Genomic DNA, 17,616 nt, shown 5'->3' on the forward strand with positions numbered 1-17,616 from the left:
AACCCTCTGCCGGGGCGTTCTGCCGTCCGGGCGGCGTCGGCGAGGCCCGAGATCCGACGGACGGCCCCGTTGCGGGCCCCGGGCCCCGGCAGGCGGCGTCAGCGAGGGCCGGGAACCAGCAGGCCGCCACGGCGGTGCGCCGTGCGCGGCTGCGGGCGTCGAGGCCGGCCGCTCACCGCGGCGTCCACCCGGCGCAGCACCAGCGCGGCCAGCTCCGGGGCGTCGGCGAGCGGCCCGGACACCGTCACGGCACCGGCCGACCGGGCCCCCGCCACCACGGCGTCGTGGAAGAGGCCGGCGGCCAGGAAGTACGCCGACACGGCCACCCGGCGGGCGCCCGCCGCGCGCAGCCGGGCCACCGCCGCGCCCGTGAGCGGCGGGGCTGCCGAGACGTACGACACCCGGCAGGGCACCCCGAGTTCGGCGCCGAGCGCCGCCGCGACCCGCCCCACCGACCCGCGCGCCCGGGGATCCCGGGTGCCCGCCGCCGCCAGCACCAGCGCGTCGAAGCGCCCCGGCTCAGCCTCGTCCAGCCGGCGCCGCAGCCCGGCCAGCAGCGCGGCGTCGACCACGCCGTCGGCAGGGCCGAGCACGTCGGAGACGCATACGTCGATCGGCGGGCCCCAGTCCCGGGCCGCCGCGACCGCCGCCGGGACGTCGACCCGCCGGTGGTACGCGGCGGTGAGCAGCAGCGGCACCAGCACCGCCCGGGGATGACCGGCCACCGCCAGCGACCGCAGCACGGCAGCCGGCCCTGGCTCGGTGTGGTCCAGCCAACTCGTCGACACGGTCACGCCGGGGCGGGCGGCGGCGACCGCCCGGGCCAGTGCCCGGGTCGCCTCGGCCGCCCGGGGATCCCGGCTGCCGTGCGCGACCAGGACCACCGGGTCCGGGGCCGCGGGCGACGCCCCCACGACCCCGGAGACGGTCAGAGATGCAGGCCGCACTCGGTCTTCTCGAACATCGCCCACCGGCCGGCCCGGGGGTCCTCCCCCGCCGTGGTCCGACGGGTGCACGGCCAGCAGCCGACCGAGCCGTAGCCACGCTTGAACAGTTCGTTGACCGGGATGTCGTGGCGGGCGACGTAGGCGTCCACGTCGGCCTGCCGCCAGGCGGCGATCGGGTTGACCTTCACCTTGCCGCGCCGGGCGTCGAAGGTCACCACGGGCGTGTTGGCCCGGGTCGGCGACTCGTCGCGACGCAGCCCGGCGGCCCAGGCGTCGTACCCGGTCAGCGCGCGTTCCAGCGGTTCGACCTTGCGCAACCCGCAGCAGTCGTCCGGGGAGCGGTTGAACAGCCGGGGGCCGTACTCGCCGTCCTGCTGGCCCACGGTGAGCCGCGGGCGGATCGAGCGGACGTTGACGGGCAGCCGTCGGGCCACCTCGTCGCGGACCCGCAGCGTCTCCGGGAAGTGCAGGCCGGTGTCGAGGAAGATCACGTCCACCCCGGGGGCGACCCGGGAGACCAGGTGGGCCAGGACGGCGTCGGCCATCGAGCTGGTCACACAGAACCGGTCGCCGAAGGTCTCGGCCGCCCAGCGGGCGATCTCCAGCGCCGGCGCACCCTCCAGCTCCCGCCCGGCCCGCTCGGCCAGGGCGCGCAGCTCCTCCGGGCCTCCCCGGGCCGGGTCGGCGGGCTCCGCGCCGCCGAGCCCGACCAGCCCGAGGCCCGCCGCCGACACGACGCTCACCGGTTCACCGCCCGGCTGAGCAGCCCCGTGAACCTCACCGTGAAGACCCGGGCGCAGGCGTGGCACTCCCACGCGCCGTGGCCCGCCTCGCTCGGCCGCAGGTCCTCCTCGCCGCAGTACGGGCAGTACAGGGGTGCCGATCGGGTCTCGCTCATCGCGACACCTCGCTCCGCTCGGCATCGCGCCGAGGCTCGATCGCGCTGGGCCTGCCGGTTCGCTCGCTGTGCTCGCTCATCGCAGTTCCTCCTCGTCGGCCCTGATCACCCAGTTGGCGAACGTCTCGCCCGGGGTCCGGCCGGCCAGGTAGCGGCGGGCCAGTCGCTCCACGTACTCGGGAAGCTCGTCGGCGGTGGTCTTCAGGCCGCGCAGCTTGCGGCCGAAGCCGGCGGTCTGCCCCTGCGCCATGCCCAGGCCGCCGCCCAGGTGCACCTGGAAGCCCTCCACCTGGCGGCCGTCCGGGCCGACCACGAGCTGGCCCTTGAGGCCGATGTCGGCGACCTGGGTGCGGGCGCAGGCGTTCGGGCAGCCGTTGATGTGGATGGAGATGTCCGCGTCGAAGTCGCGCAGCCGCTCCTCCAGCCGGGCCACCAGCTCCTCGCCCCGCGCCTTGGTCTCGACGATGGCGAGCTTGCAGTACTCGATCCCGGTGCACGCCATGGTGCCGCGCCGCCAGGCCGACGGCCGGGCCGCCAGGCCGATCCCGCCCAGCTGCGCCACCAGCGATTCGGTCCGCTCCGCCGCCACGTCCAGCACCAGCAGTTTCTGGTACGGAGTGAGCCGCACCCGGTCGCTGCCGTGCGCCTCGACCACGTCGGCCAACCGGGCGAGCTGGGGGCCGGAGACCCGGCCGACCACCGGGGCGGCCCCGACGTAGTTTCGGCCGTCGCGCTGCGGGTGCACCCCGATGTGGTCGACCGGCCGCTCGGGCAGCTCGGGGGCGGGACCGTCGAGCAGCGTGCGGCCCAGGTACTCCTTCTCCAGCACCTCGCGGAAGCGCTCCACGCCCCAGTCGGCGACCAGGAACTTCAACCGGGCCCGGTTGCGCAGCCGGCGGTAGCCGTAGTCGCGGAAGATGCCCACCACGCCGGCCCAGACGTCCGGGATCTCGGCCAGCGGAACCCAGACCCCGAGCCGCTTGGCCAGCATCGGGTTGGTGGACAGGCCGCCACCGACCCAGACGTCGAAGCCGGGGCCATGCTCGGGGTGGTCGACGCCGAGCAACGCGATGTCGTTCGTCTCGTACGGGGTGTCCACCAGCCAGGAGATCGACGTCTTGAACTTGCGCGGCAGGTTGGAGTACTGCTTGTCGCCGACGTACCGCCGGACGATCTCGTCGATCGCCGGGGTCGGATCGAGCAGCTCGTCCTCGGCCACCCCGGCGACCGGGCTGCCGAGCACGATGCGCGGGCAGTCGCCACACGCCTCGGTGGTCTGCAGGCCGACCGCCTCCAGCCGGCGCCAGATCTCCGGCATGTCCTCGACCCGGATCCAGTGGAACTGGATGTTCTGCCGGTCGGTGATGTCGGCGGTGTCCCGGGCGAACTCCCGGGAGATGTCGGCGATGACCCGAAGCTGGGCCAGGTTGAGCTGCCCGCCGTCGACCCGGACCCGGAGCATGAAGAGCTCGTCCTCCAGCTCGTGCGGCTCCAGCACGGCGGTGCGCCCGCCGTCGATGCCCGCCTTGCGCTGGGTGTAGAGCCCCCACCAGCGGAACCGGCCGCGCAGGTCCAGGGGGTCGATCGAGGCGAAGCCCTGGTGGGCGTAGATGTTCTCGATCCGGGCCCGGACGTTCAGCGGGTCGTCGTCCTTCTTGATCCGCTCGTTGGCGTTGAGCGGCTCGCGGTGGCCGAGCGCCCACTGGCCCTCCCCGCGCGGACGGCGGGGGGCCCGGGCGGCGGGTGTCGTGGGAGCGTCGGGCCGGGCGGGGGTGCTGCTGACCGCCATCGCGGCGTCCTCCGTTGTCTGCTGTGCCTCAGGGCGCGGGCGCGCGGCCGGCCCGCGGGACGGGGCCATGGACAGCGATGTCGGACGGCCGGCGCGGGAACGCGCGCCCGAGACGAGTGGGTCGGGCGTCGTCAGTAGGCCGGACAGATGGCGCTGCGCATGCGGCCGTAGTCGACGTGGCGACGGGCCACGAAGCGACGGACGACGGCGGCAAGCATGCGGCCATGCTCCCACACCCCAAGGGGCCCTACCAACGACAGCGTGGGTGATCCCACATCACGGACCGCCGATGGGAGCTGGCGCCAAGATCGCCCTCGATCAGGGAATTCGTCCCCGCCCCGGGGAGCGGCCCTGACGCGTCCCCGGGGCGGCCGACGTGTGGAAGGCTCGACGGCGTGGACGAATTGCCCGGAAGGCGGCATTCGCCGGGGTGGTTCGGTGCGGTCTGGGGGTGGCCGGCACTGGTGACCCTGGCGGTGACCGGCGCGGGGGTGGGCTCCGCCCAGCCGTGGCGGGACGAGTTGGCCACCTGGAGCGCGGCCACCCGCCCGCTGGGCGCCCTGGCCCGGATGGCCGGCGTCATCGACGCGGCGAGCTGGCCGTACTACCTGCTCATGCACGGCTGGGTGGCGGCGTTCGGCGACTCCCCCACGGCGCTGCGGCTGCCGTCGGTGCTGGCCTCGGCCGGGACTGCCGGGCTGACCGCCGCCCTCGGATGCCGGCTGTTCGGCCGGCGGGCGGGGCTGCTGGGCGGGCTGCTGTTCGCGGTCCTGCCCGGCACGTCCCGGTACGCCCAGGAGGCCCGCCCGTACGCGTTCGTCGCCCTCCTCGCCGTGCTGGCGACGCTGCTGCTGGCCCGGGCACTGGACCGGCCGGGGTGGCGCCGCTGGGCCGGGTACGCCGCCGCCGTCGCCGGGCTCGGCCTGGCCCACCTGGTCGCCCTCACCCTGCTCGCCGCCCACGCCGCGACCGCGCCGTACGCCCAGCGGGCCGCCGCCCCGCACCCGGCCGGGGCGCCACGGTCAGCCCCCGCGCACACCCGTCGACCCCGGCCGCCGTGGGGCTGGCTGGTCGCGGTGCTGGCCGCCCTGGCCGCGCTGACTCCTCTGGTGCTGCTGGCCGTCGGCCAGCGTGGCCGGCAGCTCGACTGGGTCGACCGCGCCCGGCTGGCCGACCTGGCCGCCCTGCCGGGCGCGGTGACCCAGAGCGGTGCGGTGGGCGGGCTGCTGCTGGGGCTCGCCGCGCTCGGGGCCGCCCGATTGGGGCGGCGTGCCCTGCTCCCGGCCGGGTGCGTGGTGCTACCGGTGCTGCTGGTGTTCCTGGCCGGGCTGGCCGGGCCGCTCTGGGTGCCGCGCTACCTGTTCTTCACCGTCCCGTTCGCCTGCGTCCTGGCCGGCGCGACGCTGGGCGCAACGGACCCGGCGGCGAGATCGGGCCCGGCGGGGCGGGCACCGGACGGGGGCGGGGTGTCGCTGCCGGCGGCGCTGGGCGTGGTGCTCCTCGCCGGCCTGCTCGGCCTGCCCGACCAGGCCGCGCTGCGGCGCAGCCACGAGTGGCCGCGCGACGCGCTGGTCGACTACCGGGGCGCGGCCCGGGTCGTCGACGAGGGACGCCGGCCCGGGGACGTGATCGTCTTCTCCCCCCGGGACAGCTGGCTCTTCCTCGACCTTGGCGTCCGTTACCACCTCGGCGACCGGCAGCCCCGGGACGCCCTGGTCGTCCGGGACCGGGACGCGCGCGGGGACTACTGGGCCGACGAGTGCCCGCGCCCGGCCGAGTGCCTGGCCGGGGTCGACCGGGTCTGGCTGGTGGTCGCCGGCCGGCGGGCCGACCCGGTCGACGCGGTGCCCGGCGCGACCGGGGACGCGCTGCGCGACGGCTTCACCGTCGAGCGGGTCCACCCGCGCCCGGGCCTGACCGTGGCGCTGCTCACCCGGTGACCCGGAGAAGACCCGGTCACCCGCGTCGTGGGCCTCCCGGGCGGCCCGAGGCCCGTCGCGCCGGCCCCGGGGCCGGCGAGCCCACCCCGGCAGCGGCAAGGGTGAGGGCGTGACCGCCCGAGGCCGGTCGCGGTGGCCCGGGGCCGGCGAGCCGGCCCGTCAGGAGCGGACCAGGGGGACCACCAGGACCGCCTCGGTGCCGCCCTCAGTGCCGTTGCGCAGCTCGATGGTGCCGCGCAGCTCCCCGGTCACCAGCGCCCGGACGATCTGGAGGCCGAGCCGGCCGCCGCGCTCGGCGTCGAACTCGGCCGGCAGGCCGCGCCCGTTGTCGGCGACGGTGACGTGCAGTTGCTTGCGGAACCGGTGCGCCGAGACGACCACCAGCGGCGCGGCCACCGGGCCGGGCTCCGTGACGACCGGCAGGACGCGGTCCGCCTCAGGCCGCGCGGTCCCGCCCGCCGTCGGGGACCCGACCGCCGGCGCCGCAGCCGTCGAAGGGGTCCCGGCCGCCGGCGGGGTCCCGGCCAGCGGGACGGGACCGGGCGCAGGGGCCTCCGCAGCCGGCGGGAAGCCGTGCTCGACCGCGTTGAGCAGCAGCTCGTTGAGGACCATGACCAGCGAGGTGGCGATCTCGGCGGGCAACACCCCGAAGCTGCCCCGGCGGCGCATCCCGACGGTCTGCTCGGTCGCCGCGACCTCGGTCGCAGCGCTGGCCACCCGGTCGACGATGCCGTCGAACTCGACCGCCTCGTCGCTGGACATGGAGAGCGTCTCGTGCACCAGGGCGATGGAGGCGACCCGGCGCACCGATTCCTCCAGGGCGATCCGGGCCTCCGGCATGGAGACCCGGCGGGCCTGGAGTCGCAGCAGCGCGGCGACGGTCTGCAGGTTGTTCTTCACCCGGTGGTGGATCTCCCGGATGGTGGCGTCCTTGGTGATCAGGGCGCGGTCGCGGCGGCGTACCTCGGTGATGTCGCGGACCAGGACCAGCGCGCCGATCGGCACCCCGGCGGGCATCAGCGGCAGCGCCCGGGTGAGCATGGTCGCGCCCCGGGCGTCGATCTCCCGCCGGGGCGGCGCCTCGCCGCGCAGCGCGGCCAGGATGGCGTTGCCGGCGTCGGTGCCCTCCAGCGGGTCGCCGGCCAGCCGGCGGTGCAGCTTGGCCAGGTCCTCTCCCCCCAGGTGCGAGGCGTAGCCGAGGCGCCGGTACGCGGACTGGGCGTTCGGGCTGGCGTAGGTGACCTTGCCGCCCGCGTCCAGCCGGACCAGGCCGTCGCCGACCCGGGGCGCGGAGGTGGTCTCCCCGGGATGCCGGGGCGGCGGGAACGTGCCGTCGGCGATCATCTGGGCCAGGTCGTCGGCGGTGGTGAGGTAGTTCAGTTCGAGCTGGCTGGGCGTGCGGGCGGTGGAGAGGTTGGTGTCCCGGCCGACCACCGCGATCACCTCGCCGGCTTCCCCGTCGGCGGTGCGCAGCCGGACCGGGATCGCCTCGTGCCGGGCCGGCACGTCGCCGTACCAGACCGGGTCGCCCTCCCGCCAGATCCGGCCCTGCCCGTACGCGACGTCCAGGTGGGACACCTCCGGCCCGCCGACGATCCGCCCCACCTGGTCGTCCTGGTACGCGGTGGGGGCGGTCGTCGGGCGGACCTGGGCCACGCAGAGGAAGCTGCCCTCGGCGTCCACCGGCACCCAGAGCAGCAGGTCGGCGAAGGACAGGTCGGACAGCAGTTGCCAGTCTCCGGCAATCCGGTGCAGGTGGTCGATGTCGGCGGGGCGGAGCTGGGTGTGCTCCTCGGCGAGGTCGCGCAGCGTGGACACGCTGACCAGCCTGCCACGCTGGATCTCACATCGTCGCGGTGACCTTCTTGAGGCCCCGCGGGGCGTCCGGGTCCTCGCCCCGGGCCAGCGCCAGCTCCAGCGCGAGCCGCTGCAACGGCAGGATGTCCAGCAGCGGGGCGTACCGCTCGTCGACCTCGGGGACGGCCATCCGGGTGGCCCCCTCCACGTCGGCGGAGCCGACCACCACCACGTCGGCGCGGCGCTCACCGAGCCGGGGCAGCACCTCCCCCATCGACCGGCCGCCGGGGCCGGAGCCGACCACGGCCAGCACCGGGACGTCCGGGTCGGTCATGGCGAGCGGGCCGTGCAGCAGGTCCGCGCCGGAGAAGGCTAGCGCCGGCAGGTACGACGTCTCCATCAGCTTCAGCGCCGCCTCCCGGGCGGTCGGGTACGCGTATCCCCGGCCGGTGGTGACGAGCTGGGCGGCGAACCGGTAGCGCGGGGCGAGCTGGGCCGGGGTGGTGTCGGCCAGGGTGCGGGTGGCCAGCTCGGGCAGGGCGGCCAGCGCCGACCGCTCCTCGGCGGGCAGCGCGCCGTCGCCGGCCCGGATGCCCTCCACGAGCATCAGCAGGGCGAGCAGCTCGGCGGTGTACGTCTTGGTGGCGGCCACCGCCCGCTCGTGCCCGGCGGCGATGTCGACGCTCAGCTCGGCCACCTCGGCCAGCGGGGAGTCCGGGTTGTTGGTGACGGCGAGGGTCAGCGCGCCGGAGGCGCGGGCGCTGCGCAGCACCTCGGCCAGGTCGGGTGAGCCGCCGCTCTGGCTGACCCCGACGACGAGCGCGTCGGACAGGTCGGGCCGGGCGCCGAAGAGGGTAACCGCGCTGGGCGAGGCGAGCCCGGCGGGCAGGCCGAGCCGGATCTCGGTCAGGTACGCCGCGTAGAGGGCGGCGTGGTCGGAGGTGCCCCGGGCGGTGAAGACCACGTGCCGGGGGCGGCGCTGGGCGACGGCGGCGGCCACCCGGGCGATCGCCCCGGCGTGCTCGGCGGAGAGCAGCCGCTCGTAGCCGGCCGGCTGCTCGCTGATGTCGGTGGCCATCCCGGCCCCTGCACGTGTCACGAATACCCCATCCCTGCGCGATAGCCGCGCGTTTCCTGCTCAGTCTTGCAGGTTTCTTCTGGCATGAGCAATCCAACGAGCAGCATTGCGCAGTGGATCACCATGTCGCCGCAACATCACCTACGCTTGCCCAGCCCGGCGTCGCACCGACGAGCGGGGCCCGCCCACCTCCGGCGAGCGCCCTGCGCGCGGACGAACCCGCCGGCGGGCGAGGCACCTACGAGCGGGAGGCCCACGTGTCCGAGGGAAGGGGCGATCCCCCGCTGTCGGCGGAGGAGGAGCTGGCCCTGGCCCGGCTCGCGCTGGACGAGGGCGACCTGTCGCACGCCGCCGGGCACGTCGCCGGCGCGCTGACCCGGGCGCCCACCCTGCCCGAGGTGCACGAGACGCTGGCCCGGCTCGCCGCCGCCAGCGGCGGGGGCGTCGACCTGTTCCCGCTGCACCAGCGCGCCTTCGTCGGCGTCGTGGTGGCCCGCGCGCACCTGCTCGCCGCGACCGGGCGGCCCGACGACGGGCTGGAGCTGCTGGCCGCCGCCACCGGGCACGACCCCCGCGCCGACTGGGCCGGGGTGCCCTGGGTGATCTCCCCCGAGCTGCCCGAACGGCTCGACCCCGAGCGCGTCGCCCGGGTCCTGATGCAGGTCTGCGCCACCGTGGGCGACCCGGTGCCGCGCGCCGACCGGGGGCCGCTGTCGCCGTACCTCGTGCTGGCCCGCAACGCGATCGCCGTCCACCCCGACCACGGCCTGCTGCTCGGCGCGGCGTCCGCGCTGGCCCGGCGCCTCGGCGAGGTCACGCTGGCGATCGACTGGGCCAGCCGGGGGGTACGCGTCCAGCCGTCGAAGCTCGGCGAGGTCTGGCTCGGGTACGCCTACCGCAGCGCCGGCCGGACCCGGGACGCCCTCGCGGCGCTCGGCCGGGCCGTCGAGCACGACCCGACAGATCTCGCCGTGTACGCCGACCTCGCCGGCACGCTGGCCGACAACGGCCGGCTCGACGAGGCCCTGGACTGGATCGACCGGGCCCTGGCCCGGGACCCCACCTTCGACTGCGCCGTGCACACCGCGCACCGGCTGCGCTTCCAGCGCGACGGCGACGTGGCGCACCTGGTGGCGCTCGCCGACTTCGTCCGCGACCACCCCGACGACTCGCACGAGCACGGCGACCTCGCCGAGGGCTGCCGCAGCCGGCCCTGGCTCGGGCAGATCACCCCGGCCGCCGGGGCGGCGGTGGCCGTACTGCGCCACGCCCTCACCGAGGAGAATCGCGGGCGCGGCGCGACCGTACGGCTGGAGACGCTGGAGCCGCCGAGCGCCATGCGTACCGTGGCGACGGCCGCGCCCGGGCTGCGGGTCGAGGTGGCCGCGGTCGGCGACCCGGACCCGCGCGAGCCCCGGTGGGCCAGCGACCGGCCGCTGTGGCGCTGGGACGGCACGGTCCCCGCCCCGACGGTGCCGGCGCCCTCGGCCGAGGCCGCGGACCGGATCCGGCAGCTCGCCCACCCGGCCTGGCCGCACCCCCCGGCGGCGTACGACACGGCGGTCGGCCTGGCCACCCTGAGCCTGACCGACCTGCTCGGGCTGCTGGTGCACCCGCCCGCGGTGCCCGCCACCGGGATGGGCCGGGTGCTGGCCGGCCAGGACCCGTCGCTGTGGGTGCGCTGCGTGCAGGTCTGGGCGTGCCTGGGCCTGCTGCACCACCGCACCGACGAGCCGTGGCCGGAGTCCACCCGCCGTCGGGTGCTGGTCGACCTGGTCTGGGGCGTGGAGGACTGGATCACCGAGGCGGCCCTGTTCGCCCTGGTCACCGCCGCCTGGGTGGACCCACTCGTCCGGGCCGACGTGGCCCGGGTGGTGGCCGAGCGGCTCGCCGACGCGGCGGCGGTGGCCCGGGAACGGCCGGTGCCGATCGCGGTGTCACTGGCGTACCTGGCGCTGGCCACCCCGGCCCTCGACGCGGGCACGGCCACGCTGGCCGGCGAGCTGATCTCCCGGCCGGGACCGCGCCGGCCGGGACCGCTGCGCCGGCTCTGGGCCCGGCTCACCCGGTCCCGACGGCGCCCCTGACCGACCCGGCTCGCCCGCCCGGCCACGACTGGCCGCCGGCGGCGCGGCCGCGCCGTACCCCGGAGGGTGGGCGCGGCCGGGCCGGGCGGACGGTGGTCAGGCCGCGGGGGCCCGGCCGAGGGCGACCTCGGCCTGTTCCTCCCCGGCGGCCCCGGCGGGCGGGGTGTCGTTGGTCGAGCGCAGCGGGACCTCCCGGATGAACCAGGCGAGCACCGGCACCAGGACGGTGAACAGCACCGCCCACCAGAAGACGTGCGAGATGGCGCCGGAGAGGCCACCGAGCACCAGCTCCCGGGACTGCGCCGGCAGCTCCTTGAGCTTGTCCAGGTCGAGCTGGCCACCCTCGCCACCCCCGCCGCTGAACGCGGACCCGGCGGGCGAGTCGGCGAGCCGGTTGGCGAAGATGGCGCCGAACAGCGAGATGCCGAACGAGCCGCCGATAGAGCGGAAGAAGGTGGCCGCGCCGCTGGCCGCGCCGAGGTCCTTCTGCTCGACGCTGTTCTGCGCGATCAGCATCGAGGTCTGCATGAGGAAGCCCATGCCGACGCCGAGGACGATCATGTAGAGCGAGGACTCCACCTTGCCGGTGCCGACGTCCAGGCGGGTCAGCAGCAGCAGGCCTGCGGTCATCACCACGCCGCCCACGATCGGGAACATCCGGTACCGGCCGGTCTTCGTGATCGCCCGGCCGACCCCCAGCGAGACCACCAGCATGCCGAACATCAGTGGCAGCAGCAGCAGGCCGCTGTTGGTGGCCGAGGCGCCCTGGACGGTCTGCTGGTACAGCGGCAGGAAGTTCATCGCGCCGAACATGGCGAAGCCGAGCAGGAAACCGATCGCCGAGATCAGCGCGAAGTTGCGGTTGGCGAAGAGCTTCAGGGGCAGGATCGGCTCGGGGGCGCGGCGCTCGACGAGGCCGAACACGACGAGGGTGACCAGGGCCAGCGCCGCCAGGCCGAGGATCTGCGGGGAGACCCAGTCGTAGGAGTTGCCGCCCCAGGTGGTGATCAGCACGATCGCGGTGATGCCGACCGAGAGCAGCCCCGCGCCGAGCCAGTCGATCCGGTGCTCGGTGCGGTACTTCGGCAGGTGCATGGTGGCGGCGAGCAGCACCAGCGCGACTCCGCCGAGCGGCAGGTTGACGTAGAACGCCCAGCGCCAGGAGAGGTTGTCCGTGATGAACCCGCCGACCAGCGGGCCGGCGACCATGGCGATGGCCATGATGCCGGCGATCATGCCCTGGTAGCGGCCCCGCTCCCGGGGCGGGACCAGGTCGCCGATGATCGCCATCACGCCGACCATCAGCCCGCCCGCGCCGAGGCCCTGGACCGCCCGGAAGGCGATCAGCTCGATCATGCCGCTGTCCGCCCCGCCGAACAGCCCGGAGCCGGCCATGCCGCACAGCGCCGAGCCGACCAGGAAGACGACCACCGAGGTCAGGAAGACGATCTTGCGGCCGTAGATGTCGCCGAGCTTGCCCCAGATCGGGGTGGAGACCGTGGTGCCCAGCACGTACGCGGTGACCACCCAGGTGAAGTGGTCCACCCCGCCGAACTCGCCAACGATCCGCGGCAGCGCGGTGCTGACGATCATGTTGTCGAGCATCGCGAGCATCATCGCGATCATCAGGCCGAAGAGCACCACCCGGATGTTGGGTTGTCGCTCCGCAGTCTGCTGGTGCGCCTGAATCATCAGTAGGCTCCCCGAGTGTGACCGACTTACTTGCCGGCCGGTCAGCTTACTAGCCGCCCGGTAGGTTGGGCGGCGATATGACGTCAAGCGAGTTGGGTGGTAAACCGGTGAAAGAGAGCACAGGCGGCACGCGGGAGCGCATCAAGACCGTGGCCCTGGAACTCTTCACCGAGCACGGGTACGAGAAGACGTCGCTGCGCGAGATCGCCGAACGACTCAACGTGACCAAAGCCGCCCTCTACTACCACTTCAAGAGCAAGGACGAGATCGTCAGCAGCTTCGTCCACGACCGGCTGGACCGGATGGACGCGCTGATCGCCTGGGCCGAGGGGCAGCCGGCCACGCTGGCGACCCGGCAGGAGCTGATCGCCCGGTACGCCGACACGATGTTCGCCACCGAGGAGTACTCGGTGATGCGCTTCTTCGAGCAGAACCAGACCGTGCTGAAGAGCCTCACCGCAGGGCAGCGGATGCGCGACCGGATGATGCGGCTGGCCCAGGCGTTGGCCCGGGGCGACGACTCACCGGGCGCCCAGCTACGCGCCGTGGTGGCGCTGTTCGCCGTACACAGCAGTTGGTTCGCGATCCGCGGCCCGCAGGTCACCGACGCCGAGCGGCGCAAGCTCGCCCTGGAGGTGGCCGACGAGTTGCTCGCCAGGATCGGCGAGGGCTGAGCGCGCAGCCCCGAGCCCGTCGGGCGGACAGTCGCGGATCAACCCTCAGAGGTCGCCACGGGCAGTTCCAGGCGCAGGCCGAGCAGCTCCACCCCGGGCAGCGGGGACCAGTCCCGCTCCGGCGTGCGGACGAAGCCCAGCCGCTCGTAGAGCCGCCGGCCGGCCTCGGCGAACCCGTCGCGACGGCAGATCACCACCGCCGAGCAGCCCAGCTCGGCGGCGCGGGACAGGCAGGCCCGCGCCAGCGCCGCGCCGGCGCCCCGGCCCTGCGCGGCCGGGTCCACCGCGAGCATCCGGAACTCGGCCTCGCCGGGGCCGCAGAGCTCGGCGTACGGGGTGCCGGACAGCACGAACGTGACCGACCCGAGCAGCCCGCCGGTGGCCTCGTCCACGGCGACCAGCACCTCGCCGCTCGCCGCCCGGGTCGCCACGTCGGCGAGCGCGACGGCGTAGCCGCTCTCCCCCTTGAGTTGCCCGTCGGCCTCGTACGCGGCCACGGTCAGCCGGGCCACCGCCGCGAAGTCGGCCGCGGCGGCCCGCCGGACCAGCAGGCCGGTCAACCGATCACCGCGATCAGGTCGCCGTCCTGCACCACGTCGCCTTCGTTGACCGCGAGCCGCTCGATGACACCGTCGGACTCGGCGACGACCGGGATCTCCATCTTCATCGACTCAAGGATCACCAGCGTGTCTCCCTCGGACACGGCGTCCCCGGTCGACACGACGATCTTCCACACGTTGGCCACCATCTCGGCGCGGATCTCCTCGGCCATGTCGGCCCTCCCTCTCCACCGGCGTCTCTGCGATCGGTATCCAATCATGTACCGGCCCGTCCCGGGGCCGGAGCGGGCGTGAGCGGGCGACACGCGGCACGCCGAGTCGACGAAACAGGGGGTGGCCCGGACGGGCGCGGCGCCAGCACCGCCCCGGCGGACCACGGCGGACGCCGCCCGCACTAGCATCAGCGGGTCGGCCCGCTGATGCCCGAGGGCCGGCATCCGACCACCGCCGTGCTCTCGCGCGGGCGGAAGTGACCACAGCACCTGAGGAGGTCGACATGGCGAAGAAGTCCCGGAAGAAGAAGGCCCGGAAGAAGAGCAACGCTAACCACGGCAAGCGCCCCAACTCCTGACCGGCGCGGCGGCCTGTCCGCCGACCGTCCAGCGGCCCGGTCCGACCCGCCGCGCGGGGGGCGGAGAACGACGGTGGCCCGAGTCGATCGACCCGGGCCACCGTCGTGTCGTTGCGTGCGTACCCCGCCGGGTCAGTCGGCCAGCTCGCGCGACTCGCTCGTCTCGAAGACGACCAGCTCGGTGAGGCGGACCCGCAGCCGTTCGCGCAGCTGCTCCGGCGCGGTCTCGTTGCCGCAGCACCGGGCCACCAGCGCCTTCACCTCCTGCTCAAGGCCGTACTCGCGCAGGCAGGGCCCGCACTCGTCGAGGTGATGCCTGATCAGCAGGCGACGCTCCTCGGCGCACTCCAGGTCCAGGTAGAGGTAGACCTCGGCGAGCACCTCACGGCAATCCGTCCTGTGCGGCTTCCCACAGCTCACGTCACACCTCCCGGCCGGCGGCGGCGGTCGAACCCTTGGCCGGCTGCGCGGCGGAGAAGCCGCGCTCGCCGGCGTACCGTTCGAGCAGCTTGCGCAGATTACGTCGGCCGCGGTGCAGCCGCGACATCACCGTGCCGATGGGGGTGCCCATTATGTCGGCCACCTCCTTGTAGGAGAAGCCCTCGACATCGGTGAGGTAGACGGCCATCCGGAACTCCTCCGGCAACTGCTGGAGGGCCTCCTTGACGTCGCTGTCGGGCAGTCTGTCCAGCGCCTCGGTCTCGGCCGAGCGGAGCCCGCTGGAGGTGTGCGACTCGACCGCGGCGAGCTGCCAGTCGGTGATCTCCTCAGTGGGCGCCTGAATCGGCTGGCGCTGCCGCTTGCGGTAGGAGTTGATGTAGGTGTTGGTCAGGATCCGGTACAGCCAGGCCTTCAGGTTGGTGCCCTGTTCGAACTGGTGGAAGGCCGCATACGCCTTCAGGTAGGTCTCCTGGACCAGGTCCTCCGCGTCCGCCGGATTGCGCGTCATGCGCAGCCCGGCGGCGTAGAGCTGATCGACGAAGGGCATCGCGTCCCGCTCGAAGCGGGCCCTGCGTTCGTCCGTCTTCTCGGTGGTCAACCGCACATCCCCTCGCGTCGGATGCTTTCCCGCCGAGGATACGCGCCAGGACCCCGGCGCAGATTCGGTTCCGGCCGGTGTGCTGGTCCTCACCGCCGCAGGCCCGTCCGGCCGCGCCGCGGCGGGCCACTCCGGTGCGTCGAGCAGCCGTCTGAGGTGCCCGGCCTCCCGTTCGTCCCGTTCCCGGCTCCGTGTCTCGGTCGGCACCGGTCACACCCCCCCTGAAGCAGAAATTTCGTCCATGGGAGGTAACGCGGACCGCCGGGCCCGGCATTCCGGCCGACCGGCCCCCATTCCTGGCCCCGGCCCCGGCAGACGCCGGCGCTGGGACCAGGAAGGGCCTGGGCGGGACGGCGTCGGTCGCCCGGATCGACACCCGACACCACCGGAGACAACGACGCGGGCCGCACCCCGGTCACGGGCCGCGCCCGGCCCCGCCCGCCGCGGCCGGGGCGCGGCCCGCGACCGGGGCTGCGGGGTCAGGGAGACGCCCAGCCCCGCCCGCGCAGCCAGTCGACCACCACGCCAGCCGTGCCGGCCGGATCGTCGCGCAGGTCGTGCCGCTCGCCGGGGCGGACCACCACCCGGACCGGCGGGCCCGCCTCGGGCACGCCGAAGGGATCGCGGTCGCCGTTGACCACCAGCGTCGGCAGCCCGGTGGCCAGCTCCGCCGCCCGGGAACGCTCCGGCCGACCCGGCGGGTGCAGCGGGAAGGCCAGCGCAAGCACCGCGTCGGCGCCGACGGCCACGGCGGTACGGCAGGCCACCCGGGCGCCGCTGGACCGGCCGCCGACCACCAGCGCGGGCCCGGCGGGGTGCCGCCGGCGCACCTCGGCCACGACCGCCGTCCACGCCTCGTCGAGGTGCCCGGCGGGGGCCGGGGCACGCCGGCCGGCCACCCGGTACGGCTGGGTCACCCGGACCACCGCCACCCCGGCGGCCACCGCCGCGTCCCGGACCGCGACCAGGTCGGGTGCGTCGACGTCGCCGCCCGCCCCGTGCCCGAGCACCAGCAGGGCGAACGGCGGACCGGCCGGCAGGTCGGTGTCGACCCGGGCCGGCCCGCGTGGTGTCCCGATCTCCTCGTCATGCCGCACGGGCCCATTCTGCGGGTCCACTGGGCGGCGGCCCCGGGGACCGCCCCGGATCCCGCCCCGGCCCCGTACGCCGAGCGCGGCCGTCCTCCCACCCGGGCGGGAGGACGGCCGGCGGGGTCAGCTCAGCGGGACCAGGGTGAGCAGCCGGTCCCGCACCGGCGGGCCGGCCTCGTCGACCGCGTCCGGGTCCGGGTCCACCTCGCTGCGCCAGGCGACCAGCATCGCCCGGCGCTCGCGCGGCGTGGTGCCGCCCCAGACGCCGTGGCAGTCGCCGACATCCAACGCCCAGGCCAGGCAGGGCCCCTGCACATCGCAACTGCGACAGAGGGCCACCGCCGCGTCGGCCGGTTCGTTGGGCGCCGGAAAGAATGTCTCCGGGTCCACGCTCTGGCAGGTCCCTCTGGTTCGCCAGGCTTCGTCCTGTTGCCGTTCACGCAACGCCCGCAGCAGTCGCGGATCGCGTCGTGCGGCGGCCACCTCATGCGGGCGGGGCATACGCGCCCGTGTCATCCACCCACCTCCCCCGTGGGACCGGCATGATCGATGAACGCCGTTCGCACCGTGCGAATCGTCGTCCACTACCGGCGCTGTGTTGTATCGCACTTTGGGACACGGGGACAAGGGCCTCGCGTGAAGAAGGCCTAAACAGCGGGCGACGATTCACCGCAACCCTGGCGAATCAGTACGCGACAATGCGCTTCGTCGACTGTCAGAAAAGCGTCATGTCCCCGGTCGGCGCGATCTGTGCCGGCACCCGGGCGGTCAGCTCCGGCCCGTCGTTGCGCACGTTGCCGACCGCCGGCCCGATCGGCCGGATCTCCAGGCCAGCCAGCCACCCGGCGGGGGGCGGGGTGAGCAGCGTGGCCGGGTCGTCCACGGGCCCCAGCCAGGACGCCCAGCGCTCCCGGGGCAGCAGCAGCGGCATCCGCTCGTGCACCTCGGCAAGTTCACCGACGGCGGCGGTGGTCAGCACGCTGAACGTCAGCACCGGCCCGGCCGGGCCCTCCCAGGTCGTCCAGATGCCCGCCAGGGCGAGCACCGAGACGTCGGCCGGGGTCATGTAGTAGGCCTGCCGGCCGCCCTCCGGCCGCCGGACCCACTCGTACCAGCCGTCGGCGGGGACCAGGCAGCGGCGGCGGGCGAACGCGGGCGCGTACGCCCGGCTGGTGGCCACCGTCTCGGCCCGCGCATTGATCATCCGGGCCCCCTCGCCCGGCGAACGCGACCAGGGCGGCAGGAACCCCCAGCGGCCGGCGGACAGGGCACGGTGCCCCTCGGCGGAGAGCCGGACCAGCGGCACGGCGGAGGTGGGCGCCACGTTGTGGCTCGACCGGACCCGGTCGTCGGTCTCGTCGTACGACTCGAACAGCCCGCTCAGGTCACCCGCGCTCCGGGTCGTCGCGTACCTCCCGCACATGGGGCACACGCTAACGCCCCTCGGCGCGTT

18 protein-coding genes are annotated in these 17,616 nt (G+C 74.9%); 4 read left to right on the forward strand and 14 right to left on the reverse strand.

All coding sequences use genetic code 11. The features are described from left to right. Positions 1 to 98: 98 nt before the first annotated feature. From OG617_RS08795 to OG617_RS08810, 4 genes are all read right to left on the reverse strand, one after another. The gene (locus OG617_RS08795) at positions 99 to 947 is read right to left on the reverse strand and encodes a sirohydrochlorin chelatase (protein ID WP_405100302.1); all 849 of its coding nucleotides are present in this window, start codon (positions 945 to 947) and stop codon (positions 99 to 101) included. Then, positions 929 to 1,690 carry a phosphoadenylyl-sulfate reductase gene (locus OG617_RS08800; RefSeq protein WP_405100304.1) on the reverse strand — a complete coding sequence of 254 codons (762 nt, stop codon included), beginning with the start codon at positions 1,688 to 1,690 and terminating at the stop codon, positions 929 to 931. Before OG617_RS08800 ends, OG617_RS08795 begins: the two co-directional genes overlap by 19 nt. Then, on the reverse strand, positions 1,687 to 1,845 hold the full coding sequence (locus OG617_RS08805; RefSeq protein WP_396676876.1) for a hypothetical protein: 159 nt from the start codon (positions 1,843 to 1,845) through the stop codon (positions 1,687 to 1,689). Before OG617_RS08805 ends, OG617_RS08800 begins: the two co-directional genes overlap by 4 nt. A gap of 76 nt (positions 1,846 to 1,921) precedes the next feature. Further along, positions 1,922 to 3,634, reverse strand: coding sequence for a nitrite/sulfite reductase (locus tag OG617_RS08810; RefSeq protein ID WP_405100307.1), 1,713 nt, complete (start codon positions 3,632 to 3,634; stop codon positions 1,922 to 1,924). A 404-nt stretch (positions 3,635 to 4,038) separates the two neighbouring features. Between OG617_RS08810 and OG617_RS08815 the strand changes: the two genes are divergently transcribed. Further along, the gene (locus OG617_RS08815; protein ID WP_405103581.1) at positions 4,039 to 5,574 is read left to right on the forward strand and encodes a glycosyltransferase family 39 protein; all 1,536 of its coding nucleotides are present in this window, start codon (positions 4,039 to 4,041) and stop codon (positions 5,572 to 5,574) included. A 159-nt stretch (positions 5,575 to 5,733) separates the two neighbouring features. Here OG617_RS08815 and OG617_RS08820 read toward each other — a convergent pair whose 3' ends face one another. Both OG617_RS08820 and OG617_RS08825 read right to left on the reverse strand, forming a co-directional pair. Then, entirely contained in the window at positions 5,734 to 7,392 is a 1,659-nt protein-coding gene (locus OG617_RS08820) for a histidine kinase N-terminal domain-containing protein (protein WP_405100309.1), read from the reverse strand. A gap of 25 nt (positions 7,393 to 7,417) precedes the next feature. Continuing rightward, positions 7,418 to 8,449, reverse strand: a complete 1,032-nt coding sequence (locus tag OG617_RS08825; RefSeq protein ID WP_405103583.1) for an SIS domain-containing protein — start codon at positions 8,447 to 8,449, stop codon at positions 7,418 to 7,420. Between the two features lie 257 nt (positions 8,450 to 8,706). Between OG617_RS08825 and OG617_RS08830 the strand changes: the two genes are divergently transcribed. After that, positions 8,707 to 10,536 (forward strand): tetratricopeptide repeat protein, encoded by a 1,830-nt coding sequence (locus OG617_RS08830; protein ID WP_405100311.1) that lies wholly within the window; start codon positions 8,707 to 8,709, stop codon positions 10,534 to 10,536. A 96-nt stretch (positions 10,537 to 10,632) separates the two neighbouring features. Here the strand turns inward: OG617_RS08830 and OG617_RS08835 are convergent, their stop codons facing one another. Beyond that, on the reverse strand, positions 10,633 to 12,228 hold the full coding sequence (locus OG617_RS08835) for an MDR family MFS transporter (protein ID WP_405100313.1): 1,596 nt from the start codon (positions 12,226 to 12,228) through the stop codon (positions 10,633 to 10,635). A 77-nt stretch (positions 12,229 to 12,305) separates the two neighbouring features. On the opposite strand from OG617_RS08835, the gene OG617_RS08840 reads away from it, so the two are divergent. Further along, positions 12,306 to 12,902 carry a TetR/AcrR family transcriptional regulator gene (locus OG617_RS08840; RefSeq protein ID WP_405100315.1) on the forward strand — a complete coding sequence of 199 codons (597 nt, stop codon included), beginning with the start codon at positions 12,306 to 12,308 and terminating at the stop codon, positions 12,900 to 12,902. A gap of 38 nt (positions 12,903 to 12,940) precedes the next feature. Here OG617_RS08840 and OG617_RS08845 read toward each other — a convergent pair whose 3' ends face one another. Both OG617_RS08845 and OG617_RS08850 read right to left on the reverse strand, forming a co-directional pair. Next, entirely contained in the window at positions 12,941 to 13,462 is a 522-nt protein-coding gene (locus OG617_RS08845; RefSeq protein ID WP_405100317.1) for a GNAT family N-acetyltransferase, read from the reverse strand. Next, the gene (locus OG617_RS08850; RefSeq protein WP_405100319.1) at positions 13,459 to 13,674 is read right to left on the reverse strand and encodes a biotin/lipoyl-binding carrier protein; all 216 of its coding nucleotides are present in this window, start codon (positions 13,672 to 13,674) and stop codon (positions 13,459 to 13,461) included. Before OG617_RS08850 ends, OG617_RS08845 begins: the two co-directional genes overlap by 4 nt. 284 nt (positions 13,675 to 13,958) lie before the next feature. Between OG617_RS08850 and OG617_RS08855 the strand changes: the two genes are divergently transcribed. Beyond that, entirely contained in the window at positions 13,959 to 14,033 is a 75-nt protein-coding gene (locus tag OG617_RS08855) for a 50S ribosomal protein bL37 (RefSeq protein ID WP_386988480.1), read from the forward strand. A 132-nt stretch (positions 14,034 to 14,165) separates the two neighbouring features. Here OG617_RS08855 and rsrA read toward each other — a convergent pair whose 3' ends face one another. From rsrA to OG617_RS08880, 5 genes are all read right to left on the reverse strand, one after another. Beyond that, positions 14,166 to 14,453, reverse strand: coding sequence for a mycothiol system anti-sigma-R factor (gene rsrA, locus OG617_RS08860; protein WP_161685402.1), 288 nt, complete (start codon positions 14,451 to 14,453; stop codon positions 14,166 to 14,168). A gap of 1 nt (position 14,454) precedes the next feature. Continuing rightward, entirely contained in the window at positions 14,455 to 15,279 is an 825-nt protein-coding gene (locus OG617_RS08865) for a sigma-70 family RNA polymerase sigma factor (protein WP_405100322.1), read from the reverse strand. Between the two features lie 272 nt (positions 15,280 to 15,551). Continuing rightward, positions 15,552 to 16,169, reverse strand: a complete 618-nt coding sequence (locus tag OG617_RS08870) for an alpha/beta family hydrolase (protein ID WP_405100324.1) — start codon at positions 16,167 to 16,169, stop codon at positions 15,552 to 15,554. Between the two features lie 117 nt (positions 16,170 to 16,286). After that, positions 16,287 to 16,679, reverse strand: coding sequence for a WhiB family transcriptional regulator (locus tag OG617_RS08875; RefSeq protein WP_396676886.1), 393 nt, complete (start codon positions 16,677 to 16,679; stop codon positions 16,287 to 16,289). A 199-nt stretch (positions 16,680 to 16,878) separates the two neighbouring features. Beyond that, the gene (locus OG617_RS08880) at positions 16,879 to 17,586 is read right to left on the reverse strand and encodes an SOS response-associated peptidase (protein ID WP_405100326.1); all 708 of its coding nucleotides are present in this window, start codon (positions 17,584 to 17,586) and stop codon (positions 16,879 to 16,881) included. Between the last annotated feature and the right edge of the window lie 30 nt (positions 17,587 to 17,616).

Source organism: Micromonospora sp. NBC_01412 (assembly GCF_045040215.1).
Taxonomy (GTDB): domain Bacteria; phylum Actinomycetota; class Actinomycetes; order Mycobacteriales; family Micromonosporaceae; genus Micromonospora; species Micromonospora rubida.